This window comes from Bradyrhizobium sp. ORS 375 (assembly GCF_000239775.1).
GTDB lineage: Bacteria > Pseudomonadota > Alphaproteobacteria > Rhizobiales > Xanthobacteraceae > Bradyrhizobium.
In genome coordinates this window covers 48,725-65,803 of sequence record NZ_CAFI01000420.1, presented here as the reverse complement: position 1 = coordinate 65,803, position 17,079 = coordinate 48,725, and the positions used below count along the sequence as shown (strand labels likewise).

Sequence of the window (17,079 nt, the reverse complement as noted above, 5' to 3'; positions counted from 1 at the left end):
GCTCACCGCAGCGTCGTGACGCGCAAGACTTCGGCGACCGACGTGGCGCCGGCCCGGCACTTGGCAAGGCCATCGTCGAGCATCGTGGTCATGCCGCCGTGAATGGCGCTGCGGTCGATGACAGCGGCATCGCTCGTGCCCTGAATCAGCGAGCGGATCCCCTGGTTGAGCTCCAAGATTTCGAAGATGCCGAGACGGCCGCGATAACCGGTGCCGCCGCAGCTTTCGCAGCCCGTGGGTTCGTAGACTGTCTCGCCGACCTCGAAGCCGACCGCGACGTACCGAGGGTCCGCGCAAAGATCATCGGCACTCAGTCGGTGCCGCGACCTGCAGCGCTCACACAGCTTGCGCACCAGCCGCTGCGCGATCACCGCCCGGAGCGTCGAACGCAGCAGGAAATCCTCGACGCCGAGATCGAGCAGCCGTGGCACGGCGGCCGCGGCGTTCTCGGTGTGCAACGTCGTGAGCACGAGATGACCTGTCAGTGCAGCGTGGACTGCAACGTGCGCGGTCTCGCCGTCACGCACCTCGCCGACCATGATGACGTCGGGGTCCTGACGCACGAAGGAGCGCAGCGCGGAGGCGAATGTCAGTCCGATGGCCGGCTTCACCTGCGACTGGTTGATGCCCGGAATCTCGTATTCGACGGGATCCTCGATGGTGAGGATCTTGCGGGTCGGCTCGTTGAGGATCGACAGCGCGGTCGCCAGCGTGGTGGTCTTGCCGCTGCCGGTCGGCCCGCAGATCACGATCATGCCGTGCGGCAGCGCCAGCAGCCGGCGCAGCGCTCGATCATCGTGAGGGGCAAAGCCGAGCTTCTCGACCGACAGCAGCGCCCTGTCCTTCGGCAACAGCCGGATCACCGCCGACTCGCCATGCTGCGTCGGCATCACGGCGACACGGACATCCAGCTCGAAGCGGCCGACGCGGAGCCGTGCGGCGCCATCCTGCGGCAGGCGCCGCTCGGCGATGTTCAGGCCGGCGACGATCTTGATGCGCGAGATGACGGCCTGCGGGAGCACGCCCAAGGGCTCAGCAACCGGCTTCAGCAGACCATCGACACGCATCCGGACCGACAAGCCGCTCCGCATCGCCTCGACATGGATGTCGCTGGCGCGCAACTCCACCGCCTGCTCGAACAGATCATTCACGGCGCGAACCACCGGCGCGCCGGTGGCAAGGTCGCGCAGGCTCTCGATGTCGTCCTCGCCCAGTTGCGGCTGGGCCGCTTCGCTGCGGGCCGGGAGCTCGTCGTCGCCGGAGAGCCGGTTCAGCGCGGTGGCGATGTCCTCCGCCGAGGCCACCACCATCGCGATGGGTCCGCCGAACACGAGTTCCGCGGCGCGAGCGGCAGCGGTGTCGCGAGGGTCGGCGACCGCGAGACACGGCGTTCGATCGGCGGATTGAAACGGGAAAACCACCGTCTCCCGGAGAAAGCGTCGCGAGAAATGCTCGGCCAGCGGCTTGGCCGCAAGCAGATCGGCCAGCACGACCCGCCGCAGTCCGAGTTGCCGCGCGATCGCATCGGCGAACGCGGGGGACGCGGTGTCTGCGACCTCCGACGATCTCGTCCCGCCTCCATCAAGCGCTGCGGTGCCGGGCGCCCTCGCAGAGAACCGGGCCGGCCCATCGTCGCCTCGCATATCATCGGCAAATCGAAAAGGAGCAGTCGAGCTCATGGCGCGTCCCGTGGCAGATCGTTGTCGATCCCCTCATTGCGGAGGGCAGCATTGACAAACGTCTTGTTCTCGGCGGCAAAGATGACGCTTATGAGATCCGCGACTTAGAACAACTACAAACCGGATGCGGGCGCGGTCGGGCCAATTCCATGCGGCTGACCGCGTTGCCATTCGAGCGCCAGGCGTTGGCCCTCGACGACCTGATCGAGTGACATCTTGAAGGCAACCGCGTTGCGGATGCGCAGGTAGGGTTCGCGTCGACGACCAGGCGCCGCGGCCGCTGCGAGGCTCAACCATTTGTAGGCCAGCACGTGATCCTGGGTCACGCCATGTCCCTTGTCGTAGCTCAGCCCTAACAGGTGCTGCGCCGTCGGCTCGCCGCTCTCCGCCGCGCCAATGTAGAGCTCGACGGCAGCTTCGTAGGACTGCGGAACGCCGAAGCCGTTGTCGTACATGTAGCCGAGCGCCGTCATCGCGCGCGGGTCTCCGCGCTGCGCCAGCGGGGCCAGCAACGCGGCGGCGCGGACATAATCACCGCGCGCGAAGGCCGCCCATCCGTCTCCGCGCGGCCGGGCATCGGCCGTCGCCGCGCCGAAGACGAAGGTCAGGATGGCGACGGCAATCCTCGAGCCCCGCCTCATCGATTGCTCCGCGGCGTCTGCAGCGCGCTGGTCGACACCGGCCTGATCGTGCCGCGCAGCTTCGAGCGCAGCTCTTCGGCGACATAATGCGCATCCGTGCCGTCACGGATGATCTGCGGACGGATGAAGATGATCAGCTCGGTTCGTCCGCGGCTACGGTCATTGTTGCTGAACAGCTCGCCCAGCCCCGGGATCTGGTCGAGGCCGGGGACGCCGTTGCGCGTGCCCTGATGGGTCTCGCTGATGAGGCCGGCCAGCAGCACGGTCTGGCCACTGGCCACCGCGACGGAGCTCTTGACCTTCCGCTGCGCGACCGTCGGGGTGAGGCTATTGGCGGTCTGCGGCGAGACGTTGCTGATCTCCTGCTCGATCTCCAGCCGCACATTGCCGTTTTCGTTCACCCGCGGCGCAACCCGCAGGATGATTCCGGTGTTGCGATAGTCGATCGTGTTCACAATCGTGTTGTTCGTCGTCAGCACGGTAGCGCTGCCGGTCGAGACCGGGACCTGGTCGCCGACCTGCAGCGTCGCCGCCTGATTGTCGATCACCACGAGCGACGGATTGGACAACACCTTCACGTCGGTGACGGTGTGCAATGCGCTCAGGATCGCGCTTGGCTGCGATTCCGATCCGATCAGGAAATTGAATCCCGGGAAGGCGCGGTTCAGGAACGCGTTGGTGATCGTCCCGGCGGCCGAGGCGACCGTTGCCGGCGCCGACGTCGAGCTGGTGTTCAGCAGCGAGCCCTGATCGGGCCGCAAGCCCAGGTTCTTGCTGGTCAGAAAAGCCTGGACGCCGTAGTTCAGATTGTCGTTGAGCGTGACCTCGGCGATCGTGGCATCGATCGCGACCTGCAACTGCGGCCGGTCGCATTGTCGCAGCGTAGCTTCGATGATGCGGTAGTTCTCACGGTCGGCGTAGATCAGCAGGGTGTTGTTGACCACATCGGGCGTGATGCGGACGCCGTCCATCAGCGGCTTGCCTCCGGTTGAGGAGGCGCGCGCATCCGAACCGGCATCAAGGCCGACCGGAGTCGGCGGCGGCGTGCCGTTGAAACCGCGATTGGCGACCAGTCCGTTGTTGCCCTGCTGCGCCCCCGAGAAGCCGGCAGACGCTGTCGCGCCCGCGGCCGACAGCCGCTCGCTGCTCGAGCTCGATGAGACTCCCGATCCAGGGGCGAGCTCGGTCGACGACGCGTCGGCCGCCGCGCCCGAATTGCCGGTGAACATCTCATTCAACACCCGCGCCATCTGGCGAGCCTCGCCGTATTTGACGCGGTAGACGTGGACGCTGTTGCGGAGCGTGTTGCCGGTATCGAGGCGCTTGATCCAGGTCTCGGCGGTGCGCAGCAGCGCCGGCTTGCGGCTGATGACCATCACCGCGTTCATGCGACTGACCGCCTGGAACTTGACCATGTTCTGGCCGAGACCGCTGTCACCGGTGTCCATGATCTTCTCGAGTTCGGCGACGATAGGCTCCGGATTGCCGTTCGCGATCGGGAAGATCCCGACCGACTGGCCGCGCATCCAATCCGCGTCGAAGCTCAGCGCGGCGTCGACGGCGGTGCGTCGCTCGGAGCCGGTGCCCTGAATCAGAAGGACGTTGCGGCCCGGATCTGCGCGCACGGTGCCGGGCTTGAGGGCGAAGCTGTCCAGCAGCTTCAACAGCGTCGGCGCCGAGACGTATTGCAGCGGAAGCACCGTGATGCCGTAGCCGGGCTCCGCCGTGGCGCCGGGAGCATCGACATTCCCCGCACCAACCGCCTCGCCCAGCGGGATCAGACGATAGCCGGAGCTATCGCGGACCAGCGCCGTCCCGGCCAGTCGCAATGCATTCTCGAGCACGTAGGCGACGTCCGACTTGGGCACCGGACGTACCGACGACAGGCTCACCGTACCCTGGATGCGCGGATCGATGGTGTAGCCGACGCCGAGCACGTCGCCGAGCACGACCTTGGCGACCGTTGCGATCGGCGTGTTCTCGAAGTTCAACTCGAAGCCGTTCCCCACCGCCTGCGAATGGGCCGCAGCCTGCTGCACCGGAAGCGACGTTGCCGCCGGCACCTCCGCGCGCGCGTCTCTGGGGTCGTCGTTGCCGCCATAGATCTCCGCGCGGGCCCGTCGCGCCGCCGGCGACTGCTCCGGCATGACCTGCCTCGGATAGCGCGGCGAAAGATCCAGCCGCCCGACCTTGTCGAGCACGTCGTCGCCCCGATTGTCGCTCCCGAGCGTCGCCGGATTGCAGCCCGCCAACGCCATCGCCACCAAAGACAGCGCGACGAGCGTGCGACATCGCGGCCGACCGGAGCCAAAATCAGCTTTATGTACCACTCGCCCGCCCACCCGATCTTCCAAGTCATTTCTCATCTGCGGCCCCGGGGCGAAGCGCGATGCCCTTCGTCCCGGGTCATTGGCTGTGGATGAGGACGATGGCCGCTGCGTACCGACAGCGGCCCACGCTCTCGTCATGCCGCTACCAGAGCCAGCCGACACCCGCGAGAATCCGGTCAGACATGGCGCCGGTCGCGCTGTGGTCGATGACCTTGGTGTAGTTGAGCTTGTAGACCAGGCTTGGATTGGGGAAGATGGCGAGGCCGACGTCGTGGAACGTCATGTCGCCGCTGCCCGTGACGTTGTTGAGCCCGGCGGTGAGATCGGATCCGAGCATGCCCGACGTCTGGAAGTTCTGCCGCGTGTAGCGATAGAACGGCACGATGTCGTAGTCGTTCGGCGCCCTGAAGTGGTAGGCGACCTCGGCCGAATAGCCCCACATGCTCTTGCCGACGTTGTTGGTCTCGTCGAGATCGTTGTTGGCGCGCAGATTCTCGGGGTTGGAGAAATGCACATAGGCATACTCACCCCTCAGCTCGAGGCCCGTGTTGGGAACGCGATATCGCGCTTCCGTATTGAAGATCGTCATTGCGTTCTTGCCGAGCGGCGTCTCTGTGCCATCCGGCTGCGTGGCATAAGCGCCGCGCGGCGTCACGTTCGGCGAGTAATAGATCGCCGAGCTGCCGGCAAAGCCGGGAAGGAACGACGGCGTATAGCTGAGCCGCAATGTATAAGCGAGCTCGTTGCTAAGCTGCCGGAAGTCGCCGATCGGAGCGCGCGCAAGCTTGAGCGCCTCCGCGCCGTTGATTCCCGCTCCATAACCTCCGGGGTTGATGCGGCCATTGTCGCCGCGATGGTCGAAGTCGTCGCCGAAATCCTCGGCGCTCTGGCTGGCCTGGAACTGATAGTTCAGGCCGTCGACGATCTTGCCGTAGAAGCCGACGGCGGGAGCGTACCATGTCGTCGGAACAAGGCCGTTGGCGAGCTGGGGCCGCTGCACGCTGTAGAACAGCGTCGGCTCGTGATACAGGTTGGTGAACGAGATCGGGATCAGGTCGATGCCCGGCGATCGCAAGGTGAAGTGGTCGTTGAACTTCACGTCGAAGAAGGCCTGCTCGACCTCGATGGCGCCGTGAAGCTTATCGTCGGCGTCGATCGCGATGCCGCCGTGCTCCCACTCAAGCTCGGCATTGAACGTGATGTAGTCGTTGACCTGGTAGGTCGGCAGCAGCACCAGGCGCGCCATGTCGAACCCGTTCTGCCACTGGCCGTTGGCCGCCGGGTTTTGCACCGAGCCCATCTTGATCTCGCCATACATGCCGATCCGCATGCCGGGCACCGGCGTCGGTGCCGCGCCGAACAGATCCTTCGCGGACGCTGGCGGAGGGGCCTTCAAATCGGCCGCTGGCAGGAATCTCGGCTTCGGATCCGAATCCGCGAACGCCGCGGCCAGCCGGGACGCCGGGGATGACGATTGCGGAGCATCGGCCGTCTTCGAGTTGGCGGCATTGACGTCCTTCGGGTCGGCGAGCGCCATGGCGTTGCTGACCGGCTTGAACGCAGTGGACGCATTGTCGGACGCCTTCACGGCTCCGCCACGCGCATCCTTCGCGCCAGTCAGAGCGACCGTGCTGGACGGAGTCCGCGACGCAAGCGACGCGGACTGCCCAATACCGGCAGGCTTCTTCGCCTTGGCATCCTTGAGCTCGACCTGAAGCGTGTTGATGCGCTGCTCCATGGACTCGATCTTCGCCATCAGCGCCTTGACGGCAGCCGCATCCGCTGACCGCGATGCCCCGGCGTCGGCAGCCTGGGCCGCCGCCGCGCTCAACGCAAGTATAGATGCCGCGGCGAGCAGGGATGAGAGCGACATGCTGCGGCCGCGAAGTGGCTCGCTGCTCCTGTCGATACTCAGCGCACTGCCGTTTGATGAGACGGCGCCTCCTGCGCCTCTCCCGGCGCAGCTAATCAAGACCATCAGTCAATCCTCCCCATAATGATGCGCGGACGTGCATCCCTCAACCCGCGCAGTCGTGAAAAGTGAGTTCGCGCGCGACTGCGAGCCATTCGCGCTAGAAGCCGGCGATGTCGATACTTGGGCTCGCCGACGATGCTCTCGTGTCAGCACTTTGACGGCGCCCGCCGCCGGACTACGAACGCCAGCCGCGATCGGGACGCGCCCGCACCGCGAGGCGGGCGGCTAAGCTCCTTCAGTCGCTACTAATTATCTTCCGGTGGAGGTCGGCTATGGGGCGCGCCGATCGCTCGAGCCTGAAGCTACGTTTCGCAGGCGTGCAGCGTGACGGGGCAGGCGATGCCACACTTTGCCAACGACGGCCGCACTCCGAAAGAAATTGCGGTCAGCTGGTGGCACAGCTCGGTCGACATGCTGGAATTCGGCGACAAAGCGCGAGTGATCGCGCTGGGGATTGCGGCGAGACGACGCATGCCCCGCCGACGCCATGAGGCTCGTGGCGCAGGCGAATACCTACCGAATCCGATCGTGGCAGTCTGGCCCGAGAAGAAATCGCGCGTTTAAAGAGATTCTAAACAGCCTCACAGCAACCCACGGAAGAAATTTTCGAAACACCAACAAATCAGTTGGCGATATTTTTTCGAGAATGGGACCCCAACGGGCCCTCCCATCATTACGCCGCATTGCGTGACCCTATTGGCAGTCGATTAGTGTGGCCTAGCTGACAATCGCTAGTATTTCCTCGCGGAAGCACGGCATCACCTTGGTCACGCAATCATCGAATAATGAGCACATGCATTTTGCTTCGATGCTCGTAGCTGCCCTTGCCGCTGTTGACGGTCGGGCGGGATGAACGTCGGGAATGAGACTTGAGAGTGAGCCGACTGCTCCGCTTAGTCGCCGCTATGATCAGGGAGGCACCATGAACGCGGTCCATCGATTGGAGCCAACGGTCGGACCGTTGCAGGACGTTCTCGGCCGTCTCGCCGAGGTGATCCTTCAAGACGCCCGGGTCGTCGGACGCTTGTCCGACCACCAGCTCGCGGGCGGACAGCGTTTTGCCTTTCATCAGCACGAACTCGAGAACCTGCCCGGCGTCACTCACAACACGTTCGACGCAGACGGTCCTGTCTGGCTGGCGGTAGAGCACTTGGCCGCTATCGGCCCGCCGGAGGTCGATTCCGACATCAGGATGTGGATCGACGTTCCGTCTGATCCAGACCGGCGTCCACTGGTTCGGCAGCGTGTCACGGTCACCGTGCCGACGGCGGACAAGGAGCAGCTGATCGCCGCTGGCCACGCGCGCCCCGAGCACTGCGCGGCGGCAGTCGGCCACTCGGCGTCCGCGGCGCTCTGGACCGTGCGCCTGCACCTGGAGCAACGCCCGGACATCGTCGAGCGTCTGGATCGCTATCTCGCCGGCTCATGGGCGGCGTGGGCGGCAGCCGAACGGCCCCGCCGCCGGACCATCGCGCTTCACCGCAGGCTATGCGAGATGGCCCGGGTGACCGGTGCCGCGCGCAACGACGCGAACTACGAGATCGTCTGGGGCATCGGCGTGTCCCGATGGCGGCGTCATGGCCGCGAGCTCGACCTGCCGCTGCTTGAACGTCTCGTCGAGATCGAGGTCCTCGACAGCTCCGAGGCCGAGATCCGGATCCGGCCGCGCATGGTCGGAGCAACGGCCAATCTGAAGGCGTTCGAGCCGCTCACGCCGGCAGCCAAGCTGGCGGGCAACACGGCCGAGCAGTTGCTCGAGCGCGGCGCCGAGCTGTCGCCATTCCAGCCCGCAAGCTTCGAGCCGATCCTGAGCGCCATCGGGTCGCAGCTCGACCCGCAGGGCATCTACTGTCCGACCATGCCGGACTCGGCGCTGCTGCTGCCCGAGGAAAACGAACAACTGGTCGTCTCCGATCGATGGGTGATCTTTGCGCGACCGCGCTCCGACGCGCTCTTGCTGCGCGACATCAGGCGCCTCAAGCGCGCATTGGACTACATGCCGGGCAACGAAGGTTGTCTGGCTGCATTGGCTCACCTGCTGCGCGGGACTCCGGACGACTCCAACGACGGCACGCGGCGGCGTCTCCCTGGCGTAATCGGCGACCCGATCGACATCGCGCCCGCGGCGCAGATTGCAGCCGACCGCGGCGATCTGTTCTTTCCGCTGCCGACGAACTCCGACCAGATGGAGATGGTGCGCCAGCTTCAACGGTCGGACGGGCTTGTCGTGAAGGGCGCAATTGCGAGCGATCGGGCGTCGGCGATCGCCAACGTGGTCTGTCATCATCTCGCGCTGGGGCTGCGGGTGCTCGTCGTATCTCGCAGCGAAGCCGGGCTGTCGCTGCTCTCCGAGAAGCTGCCCCTGCCCGTCCGCGACCTCACCGTCGATCTGACCGGCTCCGACAAGGACGTGTTGAAGCACGCCGAGAGCGTCGTCAGCAGACTGCTGTCGATCATCGACACGACGGACCTGCACGATCAGGCCGAGCACGTCAACGAACTCGAGCGCGAGATCATCGCGGCCAGCCGCGAGATTGCCCGACTCGACGATGAGGTCACCGACATTGCCAACCGCACGATGCTGCGCTCAGGCAGCTCGGGCCTGCCGCTCGATGCCTTGGCAACCCTGATCGCCGATCGCGAGACCTATGCATGGTTCGCCGATCGGCCCCTGCGATTTCTGGGCGAGACCGACCTGATCGTGGCGGCGGTCGACCAGGCCCGGGCAGCGCGGCTGCGACTTGGTGATGATCTCGGATATCTCGACGACCAGCAGCCGGACATCGCGGCTCTTCCTGACGCCGCAGCTCTGACGCGTCTGCATCTGGACCTTCAACGGATAGAGAACAGCGGCGACGGACGGTTGGCCCGCGAGGCCATCGAGCAGCTCGATCCGGAGGGCGCGGATAAGTTTGCGAACGATCTCGATGCGCTCGCCGCAGCGCATGGCGTGATAGCCGAGGAGCCATGGCTCGCAGCGTTGTCGCCGGTCGGCTCGACGTCAAGCGAGACCTCCATCGACGGCAACATCCTGATCGATTATGCCCGCGATGCATCGTCCTTGCTGTCGCTACGGGCCGGCTTTCTCGTTAGACCGGTGGAAATGCCCGCGGACGCGTTCGTCAGCGAGGAGCTGCTGAGAACGGTCGAGCGGCTGGCCGCGGGCGAACGACCGTTTGCGGCGTTCTCGCTCTCCGGGCGCGCTTTGAAGCAGACTCTGGATACGATCAGGGTGGCGGGCTTCGCGCCGAAGAGCGCGGCCGACTGGGCGCATGTGCGCGACCATCTCACGTGGCGCCGTCACCTGCATTCGCTCGACGTCCGGTGGCGGTCCCTGGCAGCAGAACTCGGCGCGCCCACGCCGGAGCCGAACCCCTCCCACTCGCTCACCGGCCACGAGCGCCTCGTCAGGAGCGTCGAAGTCGCGCTCGTGGCGGCGACTCTGGCCAGGCGCAATATTCTGGCCACCGCTTCGAAGCTGCCGCTACTGGAAGCGGAGATTGCCGGCTTGCTGTACGACGGTCAGCGATTGACAGCGCTTGCATCCGCCATCAGGAGCACAGCCGTCCGCATCGGCAAGCAGCGCAACGAGCTCATCAGACTGGACGAGCTGTTTGAGGGCTGCGGTGCGATCGCGGCGCGGGTTCGGGCGGAGGTACTGTCGCAGATCGGCCGCGATGAGGTCGACGCAGACGACCTCGCGATCCGTTGGAATGCCATTCGCACCTGGCTGCACGGCCTGCACGAGCGTCGCCACGACATCGAACTGATCAACGAGCTCCATGAGGCCATGACCGAGGCCGGAGCGCCTGCATTCGCCCGACGTCTCAAGACCGAACCGGCAGTTGCCGACGGTGAGGATCAGGTGCTGCTGGCAGATTGGATGATGGCTTGGAATTGGGCGGTGCTGATGCATCAGACCGAAGGTCTCGGGCAGCAGCGGCTGCTTCAGGATCTATCCGACCAGCGCGTGACATTGGAAACCAGGCTACGGCGGCTGTTCGAGCAGGTCGTGGTGGCGCGGATGCATCTCGCATTGGCCCAGAGCGCCGGCAGCGCGGTGCGACAGGCGTTCACCAGGTTCATGACGACATGGCGAAAGATGGCCGCGACCTGCTCCGGCCCCAGCGCGTTCCGGCTGCGTCAGGTCGCGCGGGAGGCTCTCGAAAGCTGCCACGAAGGCATTCCCTGTCAGCTGATGCCGACTTGGCGCGTCGCCGAGCAACTGCCGGCGCGACTGGGCGCATTCGATCTCGTCGTCATCGATCACGCCTCGCAATCTGACCTGCGCGAGCTCACCGTCTTGCTCCGAGGACGTAAGGTTCTCGCCATGGGCGAGGACCACCCGGCCAAGGAGATGATCGGGCAAGGCCAACGCATTTCTGAATTACATGGCGCGACGGGAAGCGGCGGGCCGACCGGTCTCGGCGGCGTTCCGGCCTTCATCCGCCAGCTCATGCCACCAAAGGCGGTGCTTTGCGATCTTCTCGAGCTGCTGTTTCCCGACCGGATGATTCGGCTTCGAGAGCATGCCCGCCGTGACGAGCCGGTCGCGCTGCCAATGGCCAGCTCACCGCTGCCGATCGTACGACCGCAGGCGCCGGTCGTCGGCGCCGATGCTGCAGCATCAAGCGGCTCGACGAGTGCCCTCCCGACCCGGCCATCGCGGCCGGCCTATTCGCTGGAGGACGAGATCGCCACGGTGGCGGAAAACCTGTCGCTCGCCCGACAGGAGCAGCGCGCCCCATCGACCACGCTGATGCAGCGCCCGGCCCCCGACTGGTTGCGTAGCCGTGCTGAGAGCGACATGGCGACGAGCCAAGCACATGCGGCGCGCCGGACGGCCTACGACGGTGCAGCCGACGACGCCACGGTCTCATCGTTTGAGACGTCCGCGCCGTCGCTGCCGCCGTGGATAGATCAAGATGCCGCGATGGCGGATGCGGAGAGGCAGCCCGGCACCCAAACGACATTGGCGTCGGACGACGCTGCAAAAGCCTTCGTCGGCACGCCCGCGAAGGAGCCTGAAACGCCGGAGTCGACGACGAGCGCCACGGTCGAGCGCGGACGCGATGCCGCGGTGATCGAGCATCCGCCGCTGTCGGCACGCCGAGATCCGGCGCTCGAGCACGCGGCCCTGCCGCGCCGCGCGCTGCGGCGGCGTATCATGGCGGCAGCCGCGGTCGTGACAGTGGCGATGGTTGGCGCCTCGATCTACTGGCAACCAGCCGCCGGCCGGCTCGCGACTGCCTGGCAGACCGTGACGAGCCAGGTCGCGGTCTCATGGAATGCCGCCTCGCCCGCAGCGGCGCTGCCGGCCGGCACCGAGCCGCGCAAGGTCACAGCCGAGCGAATGACGCCGGACGCCAAGAGCACGGCTGCCCGCGACGGCGCCAGCGCCACGACCGGCAGCGCGGTCGAGCCGATCATATCGCATGCCGTGCTGTATCAGGAGGATCCGCAGGATCCGCTCGGCAAGCGCTATCTCGGCAAAGTGACCTGGCGTGTCGAGCGTGCCGCGGGCAGCGTGCCGGCCTCGATCAAAGGCGATGTCGAGATCGACAAGCAGATGAAGGCGACGTTGTCACTGCGGCCGAACAAGGAAGCCGACATGCCGGCAAGCCACATCCTCGAGGTCAAGTTCAACTGGCCGGACGATCCGGGCCACGCCGGCGTCGATACGTTGAAGGGCGTCAGCATGAAGGCCAGGGAAGCAGGCCGCGGCTCCGCCTTGTCCACCTTGACGGCCAAGGTCACGCCCGAGTTCTTCATGATTGCGCTGTCGGCCAACGAGGTCGACAAGACGCGCAACGTTCTGCTGCTGAAAGGCAAGGAATGGATCGATATTCCGATCGTATACAATGGCGGCAGCCGGGCCGTGCTGGCGATCGAGAAAGGAGCGGACGGTGAGCGCGCATTCGCGGATGCGTTTACTGCCTGGGGACAATGATGCGCCGGCGCGGCCGACGCAGGGTGGCTCACCCACGATGACCGGCCTCGACGTCCTCAAATCCTCGCAACCTCAGCCGCCTGAGGCGGACGAAGGCGCGTTGACCACCGTCACCTATCCCGTGCCTTGCGAGCGGTGCGGGCGCGTCGTGCGCGTCGGCTTGAACGCGCTGCGCGCCCCGAGCTTTCATCACGTCGCTGAGCAGGCCTTGTGTCCGGAGATTCAAGAGCGCCGAAGCAAGGAGGACGGCAACCTGCTCCTGATGATGTGCGGTTCGTTGAAACAGTCGCTCGCGGCTGTTTGCGATGCTGCGGAAGTCGAGGCGAGCACGCCTGCCAACGGCGGGACTGGGCGGGTCGTCTGCAGCATTCCGGGCGTCTCGATCGCTCAGTACGACACGGATGAGGCGCGCAGACGCGCCGAGATCTGGCAAGCCCACGGCTTCGACAAGCTGGCCCGCCGTCTTCGCAAGGCGGCGGCAGCGGCAGAGCGTGGTCCGCGCGTTTGGGCCCGCGCCGGCGCCGGCCTCGGCGCATTGCTGCTCGCGGCGGCCGGCCTCTGGTTCTTCGTCGCGCGAGAACCTGCTCCCGCTCCACCATCGCAGCCGCAAACGACCGAGGCGTCCCGTGCGTTAGCTGATCCTCCTCAAGCCGAACCGTCCTTCCGCATGGTCACCGTGCAGTCCGTCTCCGCCGCGCCCGCTCCAGGGGCCGCGGCAGATGCGGTCTCGGAAACCGCCATCAACGAGGCGCCTCCGCCGCAAGAACAGAGCGTGCCTCCTGCTGCCGATGCGATGCCCGCAGCGCCGACGCAGAGTCCGGAGACAACCAAAGTTCGCCTGCCCGACATCGTGATGATTCCCGGCGGCACGTTCACCATGGGTGGCACCGAAAGCGCAGAGCTTCCGCTTCACCGCGTCACGATCAAGCCGTTCGCCCTCGGCAAATACCCGGTCACCATTGGCGAGTGGAAGGAATGCGTTGCCGACAAGGCGTGCGCCGACGTAACGAGCGGCCCGGATGACAACCCGGTCACCAACGTCAACTACGACGATGCCCGGGACTATCTGGCGTGGCTGTCGCGAACGGTGGGAAAACCATTCCGGCTCCCCACCGAGGCCGAATGGGAGTATGCCGCGCGCGGCGGGGCGAGCACCAAGTTCTGGTGGGGCGATCAGATGCGCCCCGGCATGGCCAACTGCAGCCGATGTGGCGAGGCCGACGCGCCAGCACAGCTGATGAAGATCGGAAGCTTTCCGGCCAATCCCTTCGGGCTCTATGACATGGGCGGCGGCGTCGACCAGTGGGTCGCCGACAACTGGCACAAATCGTATCAGGGGGCGCCATCCGACGGCTCGGCCTGGCTCGAGGAGCAGAGCTTCATCCACGTCATCCGCTCGGGCTCGTGGAAGAAGGATGCGAGCTACGCGCGCAGCGGTAGCCGCGACCGCTATGACGGGCGGGTGAGGTATCCGACCCACGGCTTCCGCATCGCCCTTTCGCTGTGACGCGGACGTTCGGCAAGCTCCGAAGCATCACCTCCTGCCGTGCGAGTTTAGTTTGATTCTGATCGGGAATCGCGCGAGGAGACCCGCGGAACCTCAATTTTGCCTTGCTACGATCGCTGTATCGATCGGCTCGATCGTTCGATATTTGCCATCATAGTCTGCATTTGTGAGTTGGGGAGTTATGAGGAGTGAGAGCTCTGCGCTGGACGCGCCGCTAGCCGATCCGCCATCGACGCGAAGATCGCATCATGCATCGGTCACGGCGCTCGCCTTCGTCGCTGCGATGATGCTGCTGCCGGCCCACGCGTCGGCGCAGGCGAGGACGGCTCCCAAGGATGCCTATCTCTACTTCATCTCGCCCGAGGACGGCGCCACCGTGAAGAGCCCGTTCTGGTGCCGCTTCGGATTGCGGAACATGGGCGTGACACACGCCGGAGACAGCTTCTCCAATACCGGCCATCATCATCTCCTGATCGACTCCAACGAACCGATCAGCCCGGGTGAGCCGATTCCGCAGGACAGGAAGCATCTCCACTATGGCGGGGGCGAGACTGAGGCCCTGATCGAGCTTCCTCCGGGCAAGCACACCCTGCAGCTCTTGATGGGCGACGGCATGCATTTCAACTTCGATCCGCCGCTGATGTCGAAGAAGATCACGATCACCATCACCGAAGGCTCGCAGCGACACGGCCGGACTGCCGAGCGGACTCATCGGCGGACGCGGCATGCTCACGAGCGCCAGGCGCGTCCGGTCGAGACATCGACGGCCGAGGCCACGCCAGCCGACCCGTCGAAGTCGGCGGGAGCCGTCGATTTCCTCAAGGGCCTGTTTTCTGCTCCGAAGTGACCCCCGACCATGATCCGCCGAGAGGCGCGACAGGCGCGTCGTGCAGCGGCATCCGGGCGGCTGCCCGTTGCGACCAATGTGGTCGCCGGCAGCCTCGATCCCCCGCAGATTTGCAGGCGACCAAGCGATGAGCTCCGGCTAAGATCTCGATTTAATTGGTACAGTTGGGTGGGCTCGAACCACCGACCTCCTGTTCCACAGACAGATTTTTCGTCCCGCCGAGCCTACGACAGAGTATCCGAAACGACGAAACTCTCAATTATTTCAATGCATCACACCGCCGAGGCCCGCCATACCTACGCTCCAATTTCCGCTACGGTGGTTGCTACGTGGTAGCTAGCAACCAAGGTAAGCGATGGCGAATTTGGGTATTACGGTCCGAACGGTGCAATCGCTCGGTCCCGGTGAAGCGATTTGGGATGCGGATCACAAGGAGGCTGTGCGAGGATTTGGCGTGCGGCGTCAGCGCGGTACGCCAGTCTATATTTTGAAGTTTCGCGCATCCGGTCGACAGCGCTTCTTTACCATTGGTCCCCACGGATCCCCCTGGACGCCTGAGAAGGCGCGGAAGGAAGCGAAGCGCCTGCTCGGGCTGGTTGCTCAGGGAAAGGATCCGGCTGCCGAACGGGAACTTTTGACGTTGCGGACGGCCGACACGTTCCGAAAGGTTGCTGGCGAGTACCTGAAGACAGCCAAGCAAAAGCAGCGCCCCCGGACGTACTCGGAGATTGAACGCTATCTGCTCGGCGTGTGGAAGCCGCTCCACCCGATCCCGATGTCGCAAATCAGCCGTCGACATGTTGCCGCTCGCGTCGGCGATATCGCGACTAAAAATGGAGCGGTCACGGCAGCACGCGCACGCTCGGCTTTGTCAGCCATGTTCAACTGGGCCATTCGAGAGGGCCTTGAGATACCGGCGAACCCGGTGCTCGGGACCAACCGCCCGGCCGCTCCGAGATCGAGGGAGCGGGTCCTGACCGATGCGGAACTGGCGGAGATCTGGACCGGCCTTGAGGACGACGACTACGGACGCATCGTCAAGCTGCTCATCCTGACTGGCCAGCGCAGGGACGAAGTCGGCGGAATGCGTTGGGCCGAAATCGACTGCTCAAGGTGTCTCTGGACGATCCCCGGCTCTCGAACGAAGAACCATCGCGAGCACCCGCTTCCGTTGACGGAAGCAGCCATGACGCTGCTTCCCGCGCTCTCAATCGGCCGAGAGCATATTTTCGGCGACGGGCCGCGACGGAAGGGCGATCAGCCGCGCGGCTTCTCCGGGTGGTCGAAATCCAAGGCCGCGCTCGATGAGCGGCTGCTCGCCAAGCGTAAAGATAGGGACGGAGCCGGGGAAACAATCGCTCCCCTACCTGAATGGTGGCTGCACGATCTTCGACGTACCGCCGCGACAGTAATGGCTGATCGGCTGGGAGTGCTGCCGCATATCATCGAGGCGGTGCTCAACCACGTTAGCGGTCATCGGGCAGGAGTAGCCGGCGTTTACAATCATGCCCGATACGAAGCAGAAATGCGCGCCGCGCTCACCGCTTGGGCAAGCCATGTAGACCGAGTCGTTCGAGATATTGAAGCAGTCGACGCAAATAGAGAGGGTCCGGCACGAGAGGCTTCTTCCGGCATCGATCCGTAAACTCAATGTCGCGGAGGCAAGCGACCGAGCCGTTGTCACACAGGACTTACTCATCGGTGGTTGCGGGGAGGCGCAACCACCGATTCCGACATTCGCTTGCTATTGCCATCTGAGGTGACTGCCCGTGCCTAGGGTCGCCCGATCTGTCGTTCGCTCGATTTATACGCCGGCGGGGTCGACACATTGGACAAAAACCCTAACGGTCGACTTCGCCGAACACGATATCCAGTGAGCCAAGAATGGCCGATACGTCGGCGAGCAAGTGGCCGCGGCACAGCATGTCCATCGCCTGCAGATGGGCAAAGCCGGGGGAGCGGATCTTGCACCGATAGGGTTTGTTGCTGCCATCGGATACGAGGAAGACGCCGAACTCACCTTTCGGGGCCTCCACCGCGACATAGATTTCGCCGGGCGGGACATGGAAGCCTTCGGTGTACAGCTTGAAGTGATGGATCAGGGCCTCCATTGAGCGCTTCATCTCGCCTCGGCGCGGCGGGGCGACCTT

General features: G+C 65.0%; 10 protein-coding genes and 1 pseudogene. 5 read left to right on the top strand and 6 right to left on the bottom strand.

The annotated features are described in order from the left end of the window. Window positions 1-2: 2 nt before the first annotated feature. The 4 genes from BRAO375_RS27760 to BRAO375_RS27745 form a co-directional block, all read right to left on the bottom strand. Window positions 3-1,679: a GspE/PulE family protein gene (locus tag BRAO375_RS27760; RefSeq protein ID WP_035642625.1), complete on the bottom strand. Its 1,677-nt coding sequence runs from the start codon at window positions 1,677-1,679 to the stop codon at window positions 3-5. Between the two features lie 113 nt (window positions 1,680-1,792). Then, entirely contained in the window at window positions 1,793-2,320 is a 528-nt protein-coding gene (locus BRAO375_RS27755; protein ID WP_009030756.1) for a tetratricopeptide repeat protein, read from the bottom strand. Then, entirely contained in the window at window positions 2,317-4,662 is a 2,346-nt protein-coding gene (gene gspD / locus BRAO375_RS27750) for a type II secretion system secretin GspD (protein WP_009030755.1), read from the bottom strand. Before gspD ends, BRAO375_RS27755 begins: the two co-directional genes overlap by 4 nt. A 130-nt stretch (window positions 4,663-4,792) precedes the next feature. Next, window positions 4,793-6,523, bottom strand: coding sequence for a hypothetical protein (locus BRAO375_RS27745; RefSeq protein ID WP_139031491.1), 1,731 nt, complete (start codon window positions 6,521-6,523; stop codon window positions 4,793-4,795). A 441-nt stretch (window positions 6,524-6,964) separates the two neighbouring features. On the opposite strand from BRAO375_RS27745, the gene BRAO375_RS37700 reads away from it, so the two are divergent. Continuing rightward, window positions 6,965-7,189: a hypothetical protein gene (locus tag BRAO375_RS37700; RefSeq protein WP_139031490.1), complete on the top strand. Its 225-nt coding sequence runs from the start codon at window positions 6,965-6,967 to the stop codon at window positions 7,187-7,189. A 211-nt stretch (window positions 7,190-7,400) separates the two neighbouring features. Here the strand turns inward: BRAO375_RS37700 and BRAO375_RS38750 are convergent, their stop codons facing one another. Continuing rightward, window positions 7,401-7,775, bottom strand: coding sequence for a hypothetical protein (locus BRAO375_RS38750; protein WP_244423326.1), 375 nt, complete (start codon window positions 7,773-7,775; stop codon window positions 7,401-7,403). A gap of 42 nt (window positions 7,776-7,817) precedes the next feature. Here BRAO375_RS38750 and BRAO375_RS27740 point away from each other — a divergent pair, with 42 nt between their 5' ends. The 4 genes from BRAO375_RS27740 (at window position 7,818) to BRAO375_RS27725 (ending at window position 16,574) form a co-directional block, all read left to right on the top strand. Then, window positions 7,818-12,575 (top strand): DEAD/DEAH box helicase family protein, encoded by a 4,758-nt coding sequence (locus BRAO375_RS27740; protein WP_502688970.1) that lies wholly within the window; start codon window positions 7,818-7,820, stop codon window positions 12,573-12,575. A 37-nt stretch (window positions 12,576-12,612) separates the two neighbouring features. After that, window positions 12,613-14,082 carry a formylglycine-generating enzyme family protein gene (locus BRAO375_RS27735; protein WP_064742424.1) on the top strand — a complete coding sequence of 490 codons (1,470 nt, stop codon included), beginning with the start codon at window positions 12,613-12,615 and terminating at the stop codon, window positions 14,080-14,082. 286 nt (window positions 14,083-14,368) lie between these two features. Further along, on the top strand, window positions 14,369-14,929 hold the full coding sequence (locus BRAO375_RS27730; protein WP_009030751.1) for a DUF4399 domain-containing protein: 561 nt from the start codon (window positions 14,369-14,371) through the stop codon (window positions 14,927-14,929). Window positions 14,930-15,284: 355 nt separating this feature from the next. Then, the gene (locus BRAO375_RS27725) at window positions 15,285-16,574 is read left to right on the top strand and encodes a tyrosine-type recombinase/integrase (protein WP_009030750.1); all 1,290 of its coding nucleotides are present in this window, start codon (window positions 15,285-15,287) and stop codon (window positions 16,572-16,574) included. 196 nt (window positions 16,575-16,770) lie between these two features. Here the strand turns inward: BRAO375_RS27725 and BRAO375_RS27720 are convergent. Further along, window positions 16,771-17,079 (bottom strand): annotated as a pseudogene (locus tag BRAO375_RS27720) (NADH-quinone oxidoreductase subunit D-related protein); the annotation flags it as partial.

Bases quoted from the DNA above. Each gene is read 5' to 3' on its own strand.
- BRAO375_RS27760 (WP_035642625.1), bottom strand. From the start codon at position 1,679: ATGAGCTCGACTGCTCCTTTTCGATTTGCCGATGATATGCGAGGCGAC.
- BRAO375_RS27755 (WP_009030756.1), bottom strand. From the start codon at position 2,320: ATGAGGCGGGGCTCGAGGATTGCCGTCGCCATCCTGACCTTCGTCTTC.
- BRAO375_RS27745 (WP_139031491.1), bottom strand. From the start codon at position 6,523: ATGTCGCTCTCATCCCTGCTCGCCGCGGCATCTATACTTGCGTTGAGC.
- BRAO375_RS37700 (WP_139031490.1), top strand. From the start codon at position 6,965: ATGCCACACTTTGCCAACGACGGCCGCACTCCGAAAGAAATTGCGGTC.
- BRAO375_RS27740 (WP_502688970.1), top strand. From the start codon at position 7,818: ATGTGGATCGACGTTCCGTCTGATCCAGACCGGCGTCCACTGGTTCGG.
- BRAO375_RS27735 (WP_064742424.1), top strand. From the start codon at position 12,613: ATGACCGGCCTCGACGTCCTCAAATCCTCGCAACCTCAGCCGCCTGAG.
- BRAO375_RS27730 (WP_009030751.1), top strand. From the start codon at position 14,369: ATGCTGCTGCCGGCCCACGCGTCGGCGCAGGCGAGGACGGCTCCCAAG.
- BRAO375_RS27725 (WP_009030750.1), top strand. From the start codon at position 15,285: ATGGCGAATTTGGGTATTACGGTCCGAACGGTGCAATCGCTCGGTCCC.